The organism is Kitasatospora sp. A2-31 (assembly GCF_022288725.1).
GTDB lineage: Bacteria > Actinomycetota > Actinomycetes > Streptomycetales > Streptomycetaceae > Kitasatospora.
The window spans coordinates 497,872-514,376 of record NZ_JAKNTA010000003.1 but is presented as its reverse complement, the minus strand read 5'-3'; the positions used below and the strand labels follow the sequence as shown (position 1 = coordinate 514,376).

Sequence of the window (16,505 nt, the reverse complement as noted above, 5' to 3'; positions counted from 1 at the left end):
GGGGCTTCGTCTATCTCGGGGCAGACTGCGGCCTACGCAGGATGCCCCAACCGGAAGGGGTGTACGCCTGTGCCGGCACTCGTGCTCGTTGGCGCTCAGTGGGGGGACGAGGGCAAGGGGAAGGCGACCGACCTCCTCGGTGGCTCCGTCGACTACGTCGTCCGCTACCAGGGTGGCAACAACGCCGGTCACACGGTGGTCATCGGCGACCAGAAGTATGCCCTGCACCTGCTGCCTTCCGGCATCCTCAGCCCGAATGTGACGCCGGTGATCGGCAACGGCGTCGTCATCGACCCGGGCGTGCTGCTCTCCGAGCTCAACGGTCTCAACGAGCGCGGCATCGACACCTCCAAGCTGCTGATCTCGGGCAACGCCCACCTGATCACGCCGTACCACCGCACCCTGGACAAGGTCACCGAGCGCTTCCTCGGCAAGCGCCGGATCGGCACCACCGGCCGCGGCATCGGCCCGACCTACGCCGACAAGATCAACCGCGTCGGCATCCGCGTGCAGGACCTCTTCGACGAGTCGATCCTGCAGCAGAAGATCGAGGCCGCGCTCCACGACAAGAACCAGCTGCTGGTCAAGCTCTACAACCGCCGCGCCATCCCGGCCGAGCTGGTGCTGGAGGAGTACCTCGGCTACGCGGAGAAGATCAAGCCCTTCCTGGCCGACACCACGCTGGTGCTGGACGAGGCGCTGAAGGCCGGCAAGGTCGTCCTGCTGGAGGGCGGCCAGGGCACCCTGCTGGACGTCGACCACGGCACGTACCCCTTCGTCACCTCCAGCAACCCGACCGCGGGCGGCGCCTGCACCGGCGCCGGCATCGGCCCGACCAAGATCGACCGCGTCATCGGCATCCTGAAGGCGTACACCACCCGCGTCGGTTCGGGCCCGTTCCCGACCGAGCTGCTGGACGAGGACGGCGAGGCGCTGCGCCGGATCGGCGGCGAGCGCGGCGTCACCACCGGCCGTGACCGCCGCTGCGGCTGGTTCGACGCGGTGATCGCGCGCTACGCGACCCGGGTCAACGGCCTGACCGACTTCTTCCTCACCAAGCTCGACGTGCTGACCGGCTGGGAGCAGATCCCGGTCTGCGTCGCGTACGAGATCGACGGCCGCCGGGTCGAGGAACTGCCGTACAACCAGTCGGACTTCCACCACGCCAAGCCGGTCTACGAGACGCTGCCGGGCTGGAACGAGGACATCAGCAAGGCGAAGACCTTCGCCGAGCTGCCGAAGAACGCCCAGGCGTACGTGAAGGCGCTGGAGGAGATGTCCGGCGCTCCGATCTCGGCGATCGGCGTCGGCCCGGGCCGTGACGAGACGATCCAGATCAACTCGTTCATCTGAGCCTGAGGCTCCGCGGTTTCGGAGGCCCTGCGGGACGTCGCGTCCCGCAGGGCCTCTTTCTCGGCCTGACGATTTTGCACTAGTGCAGATATCCATTGCATCTAGTGCAGAGTGGCGCTACCTTCGGGATCATGACTGCGAAGCTGCCTGCCTCGGTGACCCTGACCGGCCGACACGTGCGGCTGGAGCCGCTGAGCCGTGACCACCTCGCCGACCTCTGGGCCTCGGTCGGCCCGGACCCGGACGTCTGGCGCTGGATCCCGTTCCTCCCGCCGGCCTCCGAGGAGGAGCTGGGCGCGATCCTCGACATCCGGCTCGCGGAGGTGGAGGCGGGGACGGCCGTGAAGTTCGCGGTGATCGACCTCGCGAGCGGGCGCGCCGTGGGCATCACCGGGTTCTACGACTTCAGCGCCGTCGACGAGCTGGTCGAGATCGGCGGCACCTGGTACGCCCGGTCGGTCTGGCGGACGGCGGTGAACACCGAGTCCAAGCTGCTGCTGCTCGCGTACGCCTTCGACGAGCTGGGCATGGGGCGGGTGATGTGGAAGACGGACGCGCTCAACGACCGTTCCCGCAACGCGATCCAGCGGCTCGGCGCGCAGTACGAGGGCACCCACCGGCGGGAGAAGCTGCGGGCGAACGGCGTCTGGCGCGACACCGCGTACTTCTCGATGCTGCGGGACGAGTGGCCGGCCGCGCGCGAGCGGCTGACCGGGCGCCTGGCCGCCGGGTGACCGTGCCTACTTCTCCCCCGGGGTGGACGAGCGTCTCGCCCGGGGCTGGGAGTTGACCACCCAGGCCAGCCAGCCCATGAAGAGCAGGGAGACGAACAACCCGGCCAGCAGCAGGACGGCCATCAGACACTGACCGCCGAAATGGCCCGGACTGCCTTGAAATACGACCCGATGAGTTCCACACAGCATTCATCGGCAGGCGCGTCCAGGAGGTCAAGTCCCCGGCCGCCGGTTCGTGCGTCGCCCGGGGCCCGGCGGACGACGGGGACGGGGGAGGCGTCCGAGACCGTGATGTAGAGCCTGCCGTCGCGGAGTTCGAGCACGACTGCGGGGGCGCCTCCCCCGGTGCACGAGAGCGTTCGTGACGAGCTCGGAGAGGATGAGGCAGGGCGCGTCATGGTCGCGCCCGACGGATCCGAGCATGTCCCGCAGGAACCGGCGGAGCACCCCCACGACTTGCGGGGTGGTTGGCGGGAAGAGGTCGAGCGCAAGCACGGACTGGAATTGGAGACGTAGCGATGTCCAAGCAGTGGCAGAAGTCGAGCACCAGCACGCAGGACGGTGGCAACTCGATAGAGGTCCGCGTCCGCGCCGACGGCATGATCGAGATCCGCGAGTCCGATGATCCCGACACCATCGTCGTCACGACCCAGAAGAAGTTCGCCCTCTGGGTCCAGGGAGTCCAGGCCGGCGAATTCGACCACTTCGTCGACCTCTAGCCGAATCGTTCCGGCGGCCCCTTGCTCCTCGCAAGGGGCCGCCGGGAGACGGAACCCGGCGTTCAGGCCGAGTCGAGGCGCTGCAGGACCAGCCATGGGACCGCGAGTCCATGCGGGAACGTGCATGATCCTTGCTCCTCCGCTGGTGCCTCCCTAGTGTCCTCATCACGAATCCGCATCGAAGGTGGAGGAGGAGCAGTGGAGCTGACGAGGGTCGCGGGCGGCGACCCGGACTGCCGCAATGACGACTGCCCGACCGTCTACACCACGGACCGGGGCACCATTGCCGTCCAGGGGTACACCGTGGATCATCGGACGCCCGACGGCGAGGCCGTCGTGGAGATCCCCGAAAGCGTGCTCCGGGAGGCGTTCCGTGCTCTTGGCTGGTGACGCCTGGCGCACGTTCTTCGACTCGTTCGGGCACGAGGCATTCCGGTTGGAGACCCGGAGCTTTTACGCCATGCCGGACGAGGACGAGGAGTACCGGGAGTTCCTGACCACGGGAGAACTCCACATCCCCGATGACGACCCGTGGCTGACCCGGGTGCGACACTTCCGCGAAACCGGCCGGACCATCAGCCGCGTCCGCGTTCTCACTCGGCCCCTGTCGGACTATCTGCGCTATGAATTCGCGGCGTACGCGTTCAACGTCGCGGCCGGCGAGGAGATCAGGATTCTCGACCTCACCGACCGGCAGAATCCCGGCCTACCCGATCAGGACTTCTGGATGTTCGACGGCGTCAGCGTGGTCGACATGCAGTACCGGCCCGACGGGGCACAGGTCGGTAGAGAACTCCTGGCCAACCCGGACCTGAAGCAATACCGGCGCTGGCGCGACCTCGCGATCTCCATGTCGGTGCCGTTCCTGGAGTACAGCTCAGATTGACCCACGACCCCGGCAGGGCCGGAGAGCAGCGCCGAGACCTCGCAGCAGCGCTCAAGGATCTCCGGCGCGCCTCTGGGCTGTCCGGTGAGCGCCTGGCCGTCCGCTGCGGCATGAGTCAGAGCAAGGTCTCCCGGATCGAGACCGGGAAGACGCTGCCGTCCGTCGTCGACGTCCAGCAGATACTGGACGGGCTGGGCGTCGACGAGGAGTTGGCGCGAGAGCTCCTTGCGCTGGCGAGCATCGCCAACGCCGAGTACGAGGACGTGCGCGCCTCCGTCCGCCGCGGACTACACCTTCGCCAACGCGAACTAGGGGCGCTCGAAGCCGGCGCCAAGCACATCCGCTACTTCCTTCCCGCGATGCTCTCCGGGCTACTCCAGACACCCGAGTACATGCGCACGGCCATGAGCCCTCCGGTCGACCCTGCGGACTGTGACGTCTCCCAGGCGATCGCGCTCAAGCTGGAGCGGCAGTCCGTCCTGTACGACCGGAGCAAGCGGTTCGACTTCCTGCTGACCGAGTCCGCCGTCCGCTGGAAGCTCTGCGATCCGGCGATCATGGCTGTGCAGCTGGACAGGCTGGTCTCCGTTTCGCGATTCCCCAATGTCACGATGGGAATCCTGCCGCTCTCGGCTCAGGTGGCTGACGCCCCGTTTCACACCTTTACTGTCTACGGCACCAAGCTGGTGACCATCGAACTGTTCACCGGGCGGCTCGTACTGCGCGACCCCAAGGATATGGATCACTATCGGGACCTGTTTGACTACTTCTCGGGCGAGTCGGTGTTCGGAGACGACGCCAGGAACCTGATCACACAGTGGTCCGAGGACTTCCGGGGCTGCGCGTAGCGAATCCATGCAGCTACGCGAATAATCGTGGAATCGACCCTTTCCGGAAAATAGCCTGGTGTCTCACCCAACAACGCCGAGAGACGCGGGAGCCCGCCATGTCCGTTCCGGATTCCATCGAACCGGCCGATCCGAGCCTCGCGCCGGGGCGTCGCCGGACCATTGCGGAGCTTCTTTCCCTGATCGAGAACAATCCGATCCGGTTCGACCTCACCACCGGCCTGATGGTCGAACTGGTCAGTGAGAGCGACGGGATGGCGATCGTGCATCCGCTCTTCACGCCGGACGGGCCGCAGCGACGCGTCCCGTCCGGCGAACTCGTGCGGCGGCTGAGTGATGGTGTCCGCCGTGGCTGGCCGTGGCTGAGGGGTAGGACCCGAGAGTCGGTCAGCGGGTCTTCGAGCGCGCGACCGGGAACGCGGTCGAGGTGATGGCGATTCGCCGATTCGGGCTCTACGTCCGGCCGTTGAGGGGAGGGCGGGAGCGAGTCGTCCGCGTCTCCGATCTCGTGCCGCCGGGTGACGCGCCCGGCAGGTTCTTCGAGCGGTAGTCCGCCCGCGGGTAGCCGTCGCTCCTCCTCCTTCCAATTTCTCCCCGCCCGAACACACGGGCCGGGGCGGGGCCTGTTGCGCCCCGAATCACCAGAGAGGTGCACGCGATGGATCACTTCAACCTCCATGAGCTCGACCTCACCACCGTTGAGTTCAAGCGCGCCTGCGGCGGCAACCAGGGCGGCGGGGACGACGGCGAGTCGTGCGTGACGCTCGGCGCCGTGCCCGACGCCCCCGGTGTCTTCGCTCTCGGGGACAGCAAGCGACCCGATGTCCGGCCGCTGCTCTTCACGGCCGACGAGCTGGACGCGGCCGGTATCGACCCGGCGCGTTTCGGCCTCTCGGCGTAGCTCGTCCGCCCGGGCCGTCCGCGGTTGGCGCGGACGGCCCGGGCCCCGCAAGGAGGAACGACGTGCACTTCCACGGGTACGAGTGGGCCGGTGACGGACGGCTGCTGGCGCGGGAGGCCGAGCGGCGGCCAGTGGAGGGCGGCGGGTTCAGGGCCTCGGAGCTGCCGCCTATGATGACCGGCTGGTGGCTGCTCCGCCCCTCGACACAGGTCCGGGGCACGTGGACGAACGCGGCGCAGGCCACCGCCTGGCTGGCGGCCCGCTACGAGAGCCACACGCCCGGCGGGGACCCGTGGTGCCCGACCGAGCAGCGGCGGCGGCTCGCGGAGGAGCGGCTGTGCCACGGCGACGATCTCGTCTGGGCCCGCTGGGTGTCCGACAGCCGGTGGTCGGGGCACTACGTGATCGCCTGTCCCAGTAGGGCCTGGCCCAGGCTTCGGTGCCCGGTCGAAAAGGTGTCCTCACCGCTCCCGGTGTCCGAGACGCGAAATGGGCGGGAGCACGGTCCGCGGCCTCGATAGACTCGGGGCTGCCCACAGTGGACTTCCGCTCTGTGAGGCAGCCCGGGAGTCGGCGCGTGTGCCGGGCTCCCGTTGCGGCCCCCAGACCCTGCGCCTGTCACGGCACTCCGGGTAGGGGTGCGTGCAGGAGAAATTGGAGCATCCGAGGATGGCTCGGCACCTGATCACCAGCGCCCTTCCGTACATCAACGGGATCAAGCACCTGGGCAACATGGTCGGGTCCATGCTCCCCGCGGACGTCTACTCCCGCTACCTGCGCCAGCGGGGGCACGAGGTGCTCTACATCTGTGCCACCGACGAGCACGGCACGCCGGCCGAGCTGGCCGCGCAGGAGGCCGGGCTGCCGGTGGCGGAGTTCTGCGCGCAGGCGCACGACCAGCAGAAGGCGGTCTACGACGGCTTCCGGCTCTCGTTCGACTACTTCGGACGCAGCTCGTCGCCGCAGAACCGGGAGATCACCCAGGAGATCGCCCGCGAGCTGCACGCCAACGGCTTCATCGAGGAGCGGGCGATCCGCCAGGTGTACTCGATCACCGACGGCCGCTTCCTGCCGGACCGCTACATCGTCGGCACCTGCCCGCACTGCGGCTACGACAAGGCGCGCGGCGACCAGTGCGAGAACTGCACCCGTGTGCTCGACCCGACGGACCTGCTGGAGCCGCGCTCGGCGATCAGCGGCAGTTCGGAGCTCGAGGTCCGCGAGACCAAGCACCTGTTCCTGCTCCAGTCGAAGCTGACCGAGCAGGTCGAGGCCTGGGTCGCGGCGCACGGCGACCACTGGCCGGTGCTCGCCTCCTCGATCGCCCGCAAGTGGCTGACCGAGGGCCTGCAGGACCGCGCGATCACCCGCGACCTGGAGTGGGGAGTGCCGGTGCCGGCCGACGTGTGGCCGGAGCTGGCAGCCGAGGGCAAGGTCTTCTACGTCTGGTTCGACGCCCCGATCGAGTACATCGGCGCCACCAAGGAGTGGGCGGACGCGGCGCCGGCCGGCGAGGTGCGGGACTGGAAGTCCTGGTGGTACGAGGCCGACGAGACCGTCCGCTACACCGAGTTCATGGCCAAGGACAACGTCCCGTTCCACACGGTGATGTTCCCGGCGACCATCCTGGGCTCGCGCCGGCCGTGGAAGAAGGTCGACTACGTCAAGGCCTTCAACTGGCTGACGTACTACGGCGGGAAGTTCTCCACCAGCCAGAAGCGGGGCATCTTCACCGACGTCGCGCTGGAGCTGCTGCCGGCCGACTACTGGCGCTACTTCCTGATGGCGCACGCCCCCGAGTCGGACGACTCCAGCTTCACCTGGGACCTCTTCGCCTCCGTCGTCAACAAGGACCTCGCCGACACGCTCGGCAACTTCGTCAACCGGGTGCTCTCGTTCAGCCGCAAGCGGTTCGGCGACGACGTCCCGGCCGGGGACGCCGCGGGTGAGGCCGAGGAGCGGCTGGGCGCGCAGATCGCCGAGCTGCTGGCCGAGTACGAGGCCCAGCTGGACGCGCTGAACTTCCGCAAGGCCGCGCAGAGCCTGCGCACGCTGTGGAGCGCGGGCAACGCGTACCTGGACGAGAAGGCGCCCTGGAAGCAGGTGAAGACGGACCCGGAGGCGGCCGCACTGACCCTGCGCACGGCGATGAACCTGATCCACCTCTACGCGGTGGTCTCCGAGCCGTTCATCCCGACCGCGGCCGGCGCGATGCGCGACGCGTTCGCGCTCCCCGGGGACGCCCCGGCGCGGACCCGGCGCTGGGTGAGCGCGGACGAGGCCCGCGCGCTGGACGCGGTCCCGGCCGGGACGGCCTTCACCGTGCCGCCGGTGCTCTTCGCGAAGATCACCGACGAGGACCTGGCCGCCTGGACCGCCCGCTTCGGCGGCGGCGAGTAGGCGGAGAGCAGACCGCGCGTCGACGGCGGAGTCGGCGCGCGTCGGCCCGGACGGGGCCGAGCAGGACCCGGGAACGGCCCGGCCTCCCCGCTGTGCACGAGAGCGGGGAGGCCGGGCCGTTCCGGTCGATCAGTCCGCGGTGGTCTCCGCGGCCACCCACTCGAGGTAGGCCGGGCTGCCGGCGGTCACCGGGACGACCACGACCTCCGGGGTGTCGTAGTCGTGGTGCGCGCCGATGAAGGCGGTGAGCCGGTCGGCGAGGTCGGCCCGCGTCTTGAGGTCCACGCGCCACTCGGCGCCCTCCTGCACCTCGCCGTCCCACCAGTAGAGCGAGCGGATCGGGTGGACCTGCGCGCAGGCGGCCAGGCGCTCGCGGACGGCGGCCGCGGCGAGGGCGCGCGCCTTGTCCTCGGTTTCGTGGGTGGTGGTCACCACGACGACGTCACGGGTGGTTGCCGGCATGCCGCGACCGTACCGCGCGCCGGTCAGCCGAGGGAGCGGCGCGCGGTGTCGAGCAGCGGGGCGAGGTCGGGGGCGGCGGCGGCCGCCTCGTCCAGGGCCGTGCCGAGGGTCTCCTCGTAGGTGGCGCGGGCCTCCTGGCGGCGGGCGCGGCCGGGCTCGGTGATGACGGTGTACACGCCGCGCTTGTCGTCGGGGCACGAGTCCCGGTAGGTGAAGTCGGCCGCGTGCAGGCGGGCGACCAGGCGGGTGACGGAGCTCTGGTTGAGGCCGAGGCCGGCGGCGAGGTCCTGCATCCGCAGCTCGCCCCCGGGTGCCTCGGCGAGCAGGCCGAGGGCGCGGTACTCCGAGAGCCCGAGACCGTGCCGGCGCTGCAGCGCGGCGGCCAGCCGGCTCTCCACCCGGGCGTGCAGCGCGGTCAGCCTGCTCCACATCCTGGCGTCCGAATCACCGCTGGTGGGGATGGGTTCCGTGGGCATCGGGGCGGCTCCTGACGGCTGGGGCGGTTGACACAGGTTACTTGTACATGCATGCTCTTGCCCAGCTCGAATCAATTTGCACATACATGCATGCAAAGCCAGTGAACCCGGGGGGTTTCGCTCCATGGCCTGGATCCACCTGCTCATCGCCTCGGTCTTCGAGGTGGTCTTCGCCCTCGCCACCAACGCCACGCACGGCTTCACGGAGCTGGGCCCGTCCCTGCTGACCGCCGGGGCCGCCGCGGGCGGGATCTTCTTCCTGAGCCTCGCCCTGAAGACCCTCGACGTCGGCGTCGGCTACACGGTGTGGACGGGGATCGGCTCGGTCGGCACCGTCGTGCTCGGCACCGTGATCTTCGACGAGTCGATGAACGCCGGGAAGGTCGCCGCCTTCGTCCTCATCATCGGCGGGGTGCTCGGGCTGAAGCTCTCCGACCGACTCGGCGCGAGCGCCTGACCTTCCCCGTCACCCGACGCCCCACTCCACCAAGGAGCACGCCACCATGGCCTGGATCTTCCTCGCGATCGCCGTCGTCTTCGAGATCGCCTTCGCCCTCGGCACCAACGCCACGCAGGGCTTCACCAAGCTCTGGCCGTCCGTCCTCACGCTGCTCGCGGCCGCCGGCGGCATCTTCACGCTCAGCCTCGCGCTGCGGACGCTGGACGTCAGCGTCGGTTACACGATCTGGACCGGGCTCGGCTCGATCGGCACCGTGCTCTTCGGCGCCCTGATCTACAAGGAGCGGATCACGCCGCCCAAGCTGCTCTCGTTCGCCTCGATCATCGCCGGCGCCATCACCCTCAAGCTGGCGTCCGGCCTCTGACCTGGCGTCGGTTTCACTCGATCGTGGACTCGACCCGCCCTCCCCCGTCGGCAAGACTGGCGGGGCCGACGTGAGGGAGGTGGCGGTGAGCGCCGAGGACGAGCCCCTGGCCGAATGGTACGCACGGCGGGCGGGCCGTCGGCGCGCGCCCGGCACCCGGGACGCGATCACGCTCGCCACCGGGCCGCGCCGCGGGGCGCACGTCCACCTCGACGTACCGCGGCTGGTGGTCGAGTGGGACGGCTACCTGTGGCGGCCGGTCGGCGTCGCGGCGAACTACGCGGCGGCGTACGCGCAGATCACCCGCTCCGGAGCCGACGCCGGAGCCGACACCGGGGCCGGCACCGAGGGCGACGCCGAGGGCGACAGAGCCCCCGGGGCGGACACCGACGCCCGGACCGGCGCCGACGCCCGGACGGGCACCGCGGGCGGGCTGCCCCAGGGCGCTGCCACCGCGGTGCCGGTCCCGCGCCAGGGTGCCGGCCGGCACCGCAAGCCGGACTGCTGAGGAATCACGGGCGGTCAGGACGCCTCGCCCGCACGGGCGGTGTGCACCGTGACCGCGACCAGGAAGAAGGCGTCCGGACGCGCCAGAACGCCGGCGGGCGCGTCGGGGTCGAGCAGCGCGTCCAGCGTCGCGAGGTCCTCCGCGTCCAGCTGCCCGGCGAGCTGGTCGCGCCGCCGGACCAGGTGCCCGTGCAGGTGCTCGCGGGCCCGCCGGTCGAGCGGGGCCGGCCACTCGGCCAGGAACGTCCGGCTGCCGGCGGGGACCAGTCCGGCCTCGGCCAGCATGGCCGGCCAGTCCTCCACCACCGCTGTGGTGTCCGGGAGTTCGGCGCGCATCAGGCTGAACGCGTCCTCGTGGGCCGCGTCCAACCGGGCCTGCAGGCCGGGGCGGCCGAGGCCGATGTCCCGCGGCAGGAACCGCAGCGGCAGCCCGCGTTCGGCAACGGCCAGCAGACCGCCGGGGCGCAGCGAGCCGGCCAGCGCGGTCAACGCGGCCTGCTGGTCGCCCAGGTGGTGGACGGCCTGCGAGGACCAGATCAGGTCGGCCGCACCGAGCAGACCGAACTCGGTCGGAAGGTCGGCCTGCTGCGTGGCGACCCGACCGGACGAGCGGGTCCGGGCGCGCTCCAGCAGGGCGGCCGAGCGGTCCACCGCGACCACCTCGGCCCTCGGGAAGGTCTCGGCCAGCAGGCCCGCGACCACACCCGGGCCGCTGCCGACGTCCAGCACCCGCTCGACCGCGGCGCCGCCCCGCAGCTCGCGCAGCCACCCCGCGGCCCCGGTGAACGCGGGAGCGTGCAGCTCGCCCTCGCGTTCCAGGTAGGCGGCGAGGGCGTCCCAGTCCGGCTCGGCGCCGGACGCCCGACGGCCGCAGGTGTGGGCGTGGATGTGTCCCTGGGCCTGCCCGTGGCCGTGGCCCTCGCGCTGCTCGTCGGTCATGCCGTCCTCCCTCGCGGTGGGTGGGGTGCCGCCTCTACCGGCCACCTCCACCGCCAGGCTGCGCCTGCCCTCACGCGGGCGGCAAGCAGAGTTGCCACTTCCGCAAAGCGGCACGCGTCGGAGCACCGCGCCGGGGGCCTCAGCGCTCCCGGAACTCGGACTCGATCGGGGGGCCCTCCCGATGACGGCGACCCAGGAGCGCCGCCCGGCGCCGACCCCGGTCGGCCCGGTCCGTCACGTGGAACCAGACCAGCACCCCCGTCGCCAGAACCGCCAGTCCGGCCGGTGCGAAGGCCCACACGGTGTGGGAGTACAGCCAGAGCAGCAACGCGAGTGCGGCCGAGCCGAGGACTGCGTATGAAAGCCCGAGCCTGCTGCCCGGCAGGCCCCGGTGGATCTCCTCGATCTGCGCGGCCGCGTCCCCCTCGCCGCCGCTCCCGGTGAACTCTCCCGGATCGAAGAAGTAGGGCTCGATGTCGCCCTCCTCCCAGTCCCGCTCCACCCGGACCGCCCGCCGACGGAAGCCCCGCCGCCGAGGCCCGCCGGGCACCGCGTTGTAGCCACTGCTCACGCGCTCCTCCTCCGGATCCGGCGTCGCCGGCTCCCTGTGCTGTCGGGGTTCAGCGGGCCAACCCACCGGCGAGCAGATCGGCCAGCACCAGCAGTTGCCGGACGTTCTGATCGCTGAACTCCTGCTGGTCCGGTTCACTGAAGGCGTCGCTCCAGGAATCCGCCTTCGCGTCCACGGCGAGAACGCCGAGTGGCACGTTCCCCGCCTGCACCCGGACGATCACCACCGCGTCGTCGGCCGGAGTGCCGGGGACGTTGCCCCGGAGGTAGGACTTCGTGCCGGTGCGGCGGAACACCCGGCCGGTGGTGACGACCTTGCGCAAGGCGCCGATGCCGAAGTCACCGGGGCCGATCCGCTCCACGGGCGACGCCGAGTCGAGGGAGCGCCCGCGGCAGGTGAAGGTCGTGGTCGCCGGGTCCCACGAGTAGTAGGCCCCGCGGCAGGAGTGATGGATCCGCGCGGCGGCCGCCGCGACTGCCTGGTCGAGCCGCCCGCGCTCGGCGCTCGGATCCCCCGAAGCGGCCAGGATGCCGCTGATGTTGGCGGTGAAGGTGGCTCCCGGAGCGAGCGCCGTGACCAGCTCGTTCAGACCGCGGGACGTCTCCCGGGCCAGCGCCTCGACCTGCCCGTGCACCGTCCGCGCGCGCCGCGCCTCCACCGATCCGACCAGCACGGTGAGACCGGTGGTGGCGATGCCGTAGAGGATGAACTCCACCTGCCGCCCGCTGTTGGAGCCGGCCAGGGTGCTGAAGACGAACGCCCCGGAACCGAAGACGAACGCGAAGAACTTCAGTGTGCCGTCGACGATCCGCATCCGCTGAGTAGCCGTCACCCGCGCCCCTCGCCCTCGCCCCACCCCACTGGCCGCTCCGCGATCCTAGGCACGGCCGGGGGTGGGCTCAAGGGGTGGGGGCGGTGCGCGGGGTGGGGGCGGTGCGCGGGGTGGGGGCGGTGCGGTGCCAGTAGGAGCGGGCGGCGGCGGCCAGGGCGACGCCGTAGACGGCGAAGGCGCCGAGGCCCAGCCAGCAGACCAGCAGGACGTCGGCCTCGGTCGGGAAGTCGCCGAGGGGGACCGTCACCAGCCCGGTGGTGCCCAGCGCCGCGTAGCCGATGCCGACGAGGCCGTACGGGGCGAGGGTGGCGGCGCCGATCAGGGCAGGGGTGAGCGGGAGCCAGCGGGGGACGCGGCGCCCGTGCAGGGGCAGGGTCCAGCGCGGGAAGACCTGGCCCCACGGCCGGACCAGGCCCCAGAGCAGGAAGACGCCGAGCGCCGCCAGCAGGGCGGTGGCGTCCACGCCCCAGGACTCCAGGGTGAGCCAGAGGCCGGAGGCGCCGTTGCGTTCGGCCGCGGCCCGCACCTCGGCGCCGCTCACACCCGCGAAGGTGCCGCCGAACGCCCAGGTCAGCTTCATCCCGGTGTAGGGGACGAAGGCCAGGCTCCCCGCCAGTGCAGCCAGTTGGACCGGGCCGGAGGCCGCTGACGGCTGCGGCCGGCCGGAGCGGTCGGCCGCGCCGGCGGAGGCCACGGCGGCCGTGCCGTCGGCGCGGACCGAGTGCGCGGTGGCCGCCAGCAGCAGGGCGCCGAGCGCCGACAGGGCGTGCAGGGCAGCGCCGGAAGCGCTGTCCACGGCCTGGTTGAAGAGCAGCGTGATCACGTCCATCAGCAGGCCGAAGGCCGCCGCACCGGCCAGGACGCAGAGCGTCCGCAGAACCGGTCGCAGCATCCGGCGGTACGCCGGGGCGGTGCGGGCCGAGCGGGACGCGACCGCCCCGGCCGCCACCGCGGCCGCACCCACCGCCGCGACCGCCCACCCCAGGCGGTCGGTGCCGAACAGCGGTGTCCCGGCCACCGCGCAGACCGCGCCGAAGACCGCGTACCCGGCACCCCACACGGCCGCGCCCGTGCCGCTGCCGGTCCACCCGGTCCACCTCGTCCGCCCGGTCGTGCCGCCCGGCTCCGCCGTCCGCACCTCGATCGCCGTCATGCGCCCAAGCTCGCACCGTCCGCCCGCCGGCGCCCTCCCCCGGGGAGGGGAAACGGCTCCCCCTGCAGGGGGACGGCACCGCCCCTCCCGAATCCCCTTGCGTTGGAGCGCACTCCAGCTCCTATCGTCGGAGCCACCGGACGGCGGGGGGCCCGCCCCGCGCGGGCACCGGCAGCGGCGGCGGCCCGTTGCGACGGGGCCGGCACCGGCGGACTCCGGACCCGGACTCCCGGCACCCCGACTCCCGGGGCCCGGCGCCGGCTCCACCGTGCAGATTCCTGACAAGGGGGACTTGAACCATGCGCTACCGCGTCCTCGGCGGCACCGGTATCGAGGTGAGCGCCTACTGCCTCGGCACCATGATGTTCGGAAGGATCGGCAACCCCGATCACGACGACTGTGCCCGGATCATCCACACCGCCCTCGACCAGGGCATCAACTTCGTCGACACCGCCGACATGTACTCGGCGGGCGAGTCCGAGGAGATCGTCGGCAAGGCGCTGCAGAGCCGCGGCAACCGCGACGACGTGGTGCTCGCGACCAAGGTGCACTTCCCGATGGGCGAGGGCCGCAACCGCGGCGGCAACTCCCGGCGCTGGATCGTCCAGGAGGTGGAGGAGAGCCTGCGGCGGCTGCGGACCGACCGGATCGACCTCTACCAGGTGCACCGGCCGGACCACCGCACCGACATCGAGGAGACCCTCGGCGTGCTCGGGGACCTCGTCCGGGCCGGCAAGATCCGCGCCTTCGGCTGCTCGACCTTCCCCGCCGAGCAGCTCGTCGAGGCCCACCACGTCGCCGAGAAGCGCGGCCTGCCGCGCTTCCGCACCGAGCAGCCGCCGTACTCGTTGCTCGCCCGGGGCATCGAACGGGACGTGCTGCCGGTCGTCCAGCGGCTCGGGATGGGCGCGCTGACGTGGAGTCCGCTCGCCTCCGGCTTCCTGACCGGCCGCTACCGCAAGAACCGCCCGATCGACCTCGCCACCGGCCGGGCCGCACTCCACCCGGCCCGCTTCGACCCCGCGCTCCCCGGCACGGCCGCCAAGCTGGACGCGGTCGAGGGGCTGACCGCGATCGCCGAGGACCTCGGCCGCACCCTGCCCGAGCTGGCGCTCGCCTTCCCGCTGGCGCACCCGGCCGTCACCTCGGTGATCATCGGCCCGCGCACCACCGAGCAGCTGGCGGCCGCGCTCGCGGGCGCCGACCTGGTCCTCGACGACGCGGTGCTCGACCGCATCGACGCCGTCGTCCCGCCCGGCACCAACGTCTACCACCCGGACGGCGTCTGGCAGCCGCCCGCCCTGACCGACCCGGCCCTGCGCCGCCGCCCGGTCACCGACCGCGCCGCCGGCGACCCGGTGGCCGGGGAGGCCGCGGCCGGCTGACGCCAAGAGGACGGCCGGACCGCCCGGCTGCGCCGCACTACTGACCACTACCGCCGGAGCAGGTCGACCACGCCCACGAGGTCCTCCGCCCCGCTGCCCTCGGCGAGCCGGCGCCGCATCAGCCGGAAGTACGGCTCCAGCAGCTCGGCGCTGACGCCCTGCTCCTCGGCGGTGCGCAGGAAGGTCGGCGTGCCCGCCACCTGCATGGCCAGGTTGGAGACCACACCGCTGGTGTAGTCGCCGCTCTCCAGCTGTTCGGCGGTCTTCGCCACCGACCCGGACATCGCGGTGAGCCAGGACGACAACAGCGGGGCCAGCTCGGTCGGCGCGACCTCCTCCTTCCCGATCAGCGCGAAGGCGTGCGCGACCCCGGCGAACATCCCGTACATCGCGCTCAGCAGCGCCACGTCGTACAGCGCCGCGAAGCCCGGGTCCTCGCCCACCCAGGTGGTGGCGGCCGGGACGGCCAGGGTCTCGCGGTGCTCGGCGAACAGCTCGGACGAGCCGCTGTAGAAGACGTACGGCCCCGCCGCCGGGACGCCGATCATCGGCGGAACGGCCATGATCCCGCCGTCGAGGTAGCGGGCGCCGCGCCCGCGGGCCCACGCGGCCCGCGCCCGCGCCTGGGCGGGGGTGCTGGGGACCAGGTTGACCACGTCGCGGCCGGCCAGGTCGGCGCCGTCGAGGGCCTCCGCAACGGAGGCGTCGTCGAGCAGGCAGACCACCACCAGCCGGCCGGCCGCGACCGCCTCGGCGGCCGTCGCGGCGACGGTGGCGCCCAGGGCGGCGAGCGGCTCGGCCCGGGCGGGGGTGCGGTTCCAGACGGTCAGCGGGTGCCCGGCGGCCAGCCAGGTCCGGGCCAGGGCGGCGCCCATCGCGCCGAGTCCGAGGAGGGTGACGGGGGTCTTCGCAGCGGGGTCAACGGTGTTCTCTGCCATGCCGGTCAGCCTCCCCGCGGCCCGACCGGCCATCAAGTACGCACTTCGGAGTGGGTGGTTACCCTGGGGTGAGCGAGCAGGTCGGGAGGGTGGGGCATGGCGACGGTGCCGAGGCCGGGTGCGTACGTCTGCGGGATCGACGCCGCGATGGACGTCATCGGCGGCAAGTGGAAGGTGCTGATCCTGTGGGCGCTCGGGGAGCGCCCGGGGTGCCGCTTCGGCGAGCTGCGGCGCCAGGTCCCGGGCGTCACCGAGAAGGTGCTCGCCGCCCACCTGCGCGAACTGGAGGCGGACGGCATCGTGCACCGCGAGGCGTACGACGAGGTGCCGCCGCGCGTGGAGTACACGCTGACGGAGGCGGGCCGGCGGCTCAACGAGGCGCTGGCCCCGCTGGGCGCCTGGGGCCGCGCGCACGTACGCGGCGTGCCTGCGCACCCTGCTGCGGCACGGGGCACGCAGGCACGAGGCACGCAGGCACAGGACACGCAGGCGTAGCGCGCCGGTCCGTGCCGGTCCCGGCGGCGCCCAGCCGGCTCAGGCGATCGAGGCCGCCACGATCGCCGCCACCGCGAGGTTG

At 71.9% G+C, this 16,505-nt stretch carries 21 protein-coding genes; 14 read left to right on the top strand and 7 right to left on the bottom strand.

The annotated features are described in order from the left end of the window. Positions 1-69: 69 nt before the first annotated feature. The 9 genes from MCM47_RS11125 to metG all read left to right on the top strand — a co-directional run bounded on the left by MCM47_RS11125 (position 70) and on the right by metG (position 7,841). Positions 70-1,353 (top strand): adenylosuccinate synthase, encoded by a 1,284-nt coding sequence (locus tag MCM47_RS11125; protein WP_238860905.1) that lies wholly within the window; start codon positions 70-72, stop codon positions 1,351-1,353. Between the two features lie 131 nt (positions 1,354-1,484). Then, positions 1,485-2,087: a GNAT family N-acetyltransferase gene (locus MCM47_RS11120; RefSeq protein ID WP_238860903.1), complete on the top strand. Its 603-nt coding sequence runs from the start codon at positions 1,485-1,487 to the stop codon at positions 2,085-2,087. Between the two features lie 518 nt (positions 2,088-2,605). Beyond that, positions 2,606-2,806: a DUF397 domain-containing protein gene (locus MCM47_RS11115; protein ID WP_238860901.1), complete on the top strand. Its 201-nt coding sequence runs from the start codon at positions 2,606-2,608 to the stop codon at positions 2,804-2,806. A gap of 198 nt (positions 2,807-3,004) precedes the next feature. After that, positions 3,005-3,196: a hypothetical protein gene (locus MCM47_RS11110; protein WP_238860899.1), complete on the top strand. Its 192-nt coding sequence runs from the start codon at positions 3,005-3,007 to the stop codon at positions 3,194-3,196. Then, positions 3,180-3,692, top strand: coding sequence for a DUF6879 family protein (locus MCM47_RS11105; RefSeq protein WP_238860897.1), 513 nt, complete (start codon positions 3,180-3,182; stop codon positions 3,690-3,692). Before MCM47_RS11110 ends, MCM47_RS11105 begins: the two co-directional genes overlap by 17 nt. Then, positions 3,689-4,540: a helix-turn-helix transcriptional regulator gene (locus MCM47_RS11100; RefSeq protein WP_238860895.1), complete on the top strand. Its 852-nt coding sequence runs from the start codon at positions 3,689-3,691 to the stop codon at positions 4,538-4,540. The genes MCM47_RS11105 and MCM47_RS11100 overlap by 4 nt, the downstream gene beginning before the upstream one ends. 98 nt (positions 4,541-4,638) lie before the next feature. Then, complete coding sequence (locus MCM47_RS11095; RefSeq protein WP_238860893.1) at positions 4,639-4,971, top strand: hypothetical protein; 333 nt, start codon at positions 4,639-4,641, stop codon at positions 4,969-4,971. A 227-nt stretch (positions 4,972-5,198) separates the two neighbouring features. Beyond that, positions 5,199-5,441: a DUF397 domain-containing protein gene (locus MCM47_RS11090; RefSeq protein WP_238860890.1), complete on the top strand. Its 243-nt coding sequence runs from the start codon at positions 5,199-5,201 to the stop codon at positions 5,439-5,441. Between the two features lie 669 nt (positions 5,442-6,110). Continuing rightward, on the top strand, positions 6,111-7,841 hold the full coding sequence (metG, locus tag MCM47_RS11085; protein ID WP_238860888.1) for a methionine--tRNA ligase: 1,731 nt from the start codon (positions 6,111-6,113) through the stop codon (positions 7,839-7,841). Between the two features lie 129 nt (positions 7,842-7,970). Here the strand turns inward: metG and cutA are convergent, their stop codons facing one another. Continuing rightward, positions 7,971-8,303: a divalent-cation tolerance protein CutA gene (cutA, locus tag MCM47_RS11080; RefSeq protein WP_238860886.1), complete on the bottom strand. Its 333-nt coding sequence runs from the start codon at positions 8,301-8,303 to the stop codon at positions 7,971-7,973. Positions 8,304-8,326: 23 nt separating this feature from the next. After that, positions 8,327-8,779, bottom strand: coding sequence for a MarR family winged helix-turn-helix transcriptional regulator (locus tag MCM47_RS11075; protein ID WP_374209110.1), 453 nt, complete (start codon positions 8,777-8,779; stop codon positions 8,327-8,329). A 124-nt stretch (positions 8,780-8,903) separates the two neighbouring features. Between MCM47_RS11075 and MCM47_RS11070 the strand changes: the two genes are divergently transcribed. The 3 genes from MCM47_RS11070 to MCM47_RS42545 all read left to right on the top strand — a co-directional run bounded on the left by MCM47_RS11070 (position 8,904) and on the right by MCM47_RS42545 (position 10,111). Continuing rightward, positions 8,904-9,236 carry a multidrug efflux SMR transporter gene (locus tag MCM47_RS11070; RefSeq protein WP_238860884.1) on the top strand — a complete coding sequence of 111 codons (333 nt, stop codon included), beginning with the start codon at positions 8,904-8,906 and terminating at the stop codon, positions 9,234-9,236. 46 nt (positions 9,237-9,282) lie between these two features. Continuing rightward, positions 9,283-9,603 carry a multidrug efflux SMR transporter gene (locus tag MCM47_RS11065; RefSeq protein ID WP_238860882.1) on the top strand — a complete coding sequence of 107 codons (321 nt, stop codon included), beginning with the start codon at positions 9,283-9,285 and terminating at the stop codon, positions 9,601-9,603. Between the two features lie 85 nt (positions 9,604-9,688). Continuing rightward, complete coding sequence (locus MCM47_RS42545; protein WP_308222313.1) at positions 9,689-10,111, top strand: DUF6087 family protein; 423 nt, start codon at positions 9,689-9,691, stop codon at positions 10,109-10,111. Between the two features lie 14 nt (positions 10,112-10,125). On the opposite strand, the gene MCM47_RS11055 is transcribed toward MCM47_RS42545, so the two are convergent. The 4 genes from MCM47_RS11055 to MCM47_RS11040 form a co-directional block, all read right to left on the bottom strand. Further along, positions 10,126-11,049 (bottom strand): trans-aconitate 2-methyltransferase, encoded by a 924-nt coding sequence (locus tag MCM47_RS11055; RefSeq protein WP_238860880.1) that lies wholly within the window; start codon positions 11,047-11,049, stop codon positions 10,126-10,128. A gap of 139 nt (positions 11,050-11,188) precedes the next feature. Further along, positions 11,189-11,620 carry a hypothetical protein gene (locus MCM47_RS11050; protein ID WP_238860878.1) on the bottom strand — a complete coding sequence of 144 codons (432 nt, stop codon included), beginning with the start codon at positions 11,618-11,620 and terminating at the stop codon, positions 11,189-11,191. Between the two features lie 49 nt (positions 11,621-11,669). Further along, complete coding sequence (locus tag MCM47_RS11045) at positions 11,670-12,452, bottom strand: hypothetical protein (protein ID WP_238860876.1); 783 nt, start codon at positions 12,450-12,452, stop codon at positions 11,670-11,672. A gap of 67 nt (positions 12,453-12,519) precedes the next feature. Beyond that, positions 12,520-13,605 carry a hypothetical protein gene (locus tag MCM47_RS11040; RefSeq protein WP_238860874.1) on the bottom strand — a complete coding sequence of 362 codons (1,086 nt, stop codon included), beginning with the start codon at positions 13,603-13,605 and terminating at the stop codon, positions 12,520-12,522. A gap of 299 nt (positions 13,606-13,904) precedes the next feature. Between MCM47_RS11040 and MCM47_RS11035 the strand changes: the two genes are divergently transcribed. Beyond that, a complete protein-coding gene (locus MCM47_RS11035) occupies positions 13,905-14,990 on the top strand; it encodes an aldo/keto reductase (protein WP_238860872.1) in 1,086 nt (361 codons plus the stop codon). 47 nt (positions 14,991-15,037) lie between these two features. Here the strand turns inward: MCM47_RS11035 and MCM47_RS11030 are convergent, their stop codons facing one another. After that, on the bottom strand, positions 15,038-15,928 hold the full coding sequence (locus MCM47_RS11030; protein WP_238860870.1) for an NAD(P)-dependent oxidoreductase: 891 nt from the start codon (positions 15,926-15,928) through the stop codon (positions 15,038-15,040). A gap of 96 nt (positions 15,929-16,024) precedes the next feature. Here MCM47_RS11030 and MCM47_RS11025 point away from each other — a divergent pair, with 96 nt between their 5' ends. Continuing rightward, the gene (locus MCM47_RS11025) at positions 16,025-16,423 is read left to right on the top strand and encodes a helix-turn-helix domain-containing protein (RefSeq protein ID WP_238860868.1); all 399 of its coding nucleotides are present in this window, start codon (positions 16,025-16,027) and stop codon (positions 16,421-16,423) included. Positions 16,424-16,505: the final 82 nt, after the last annotated feature.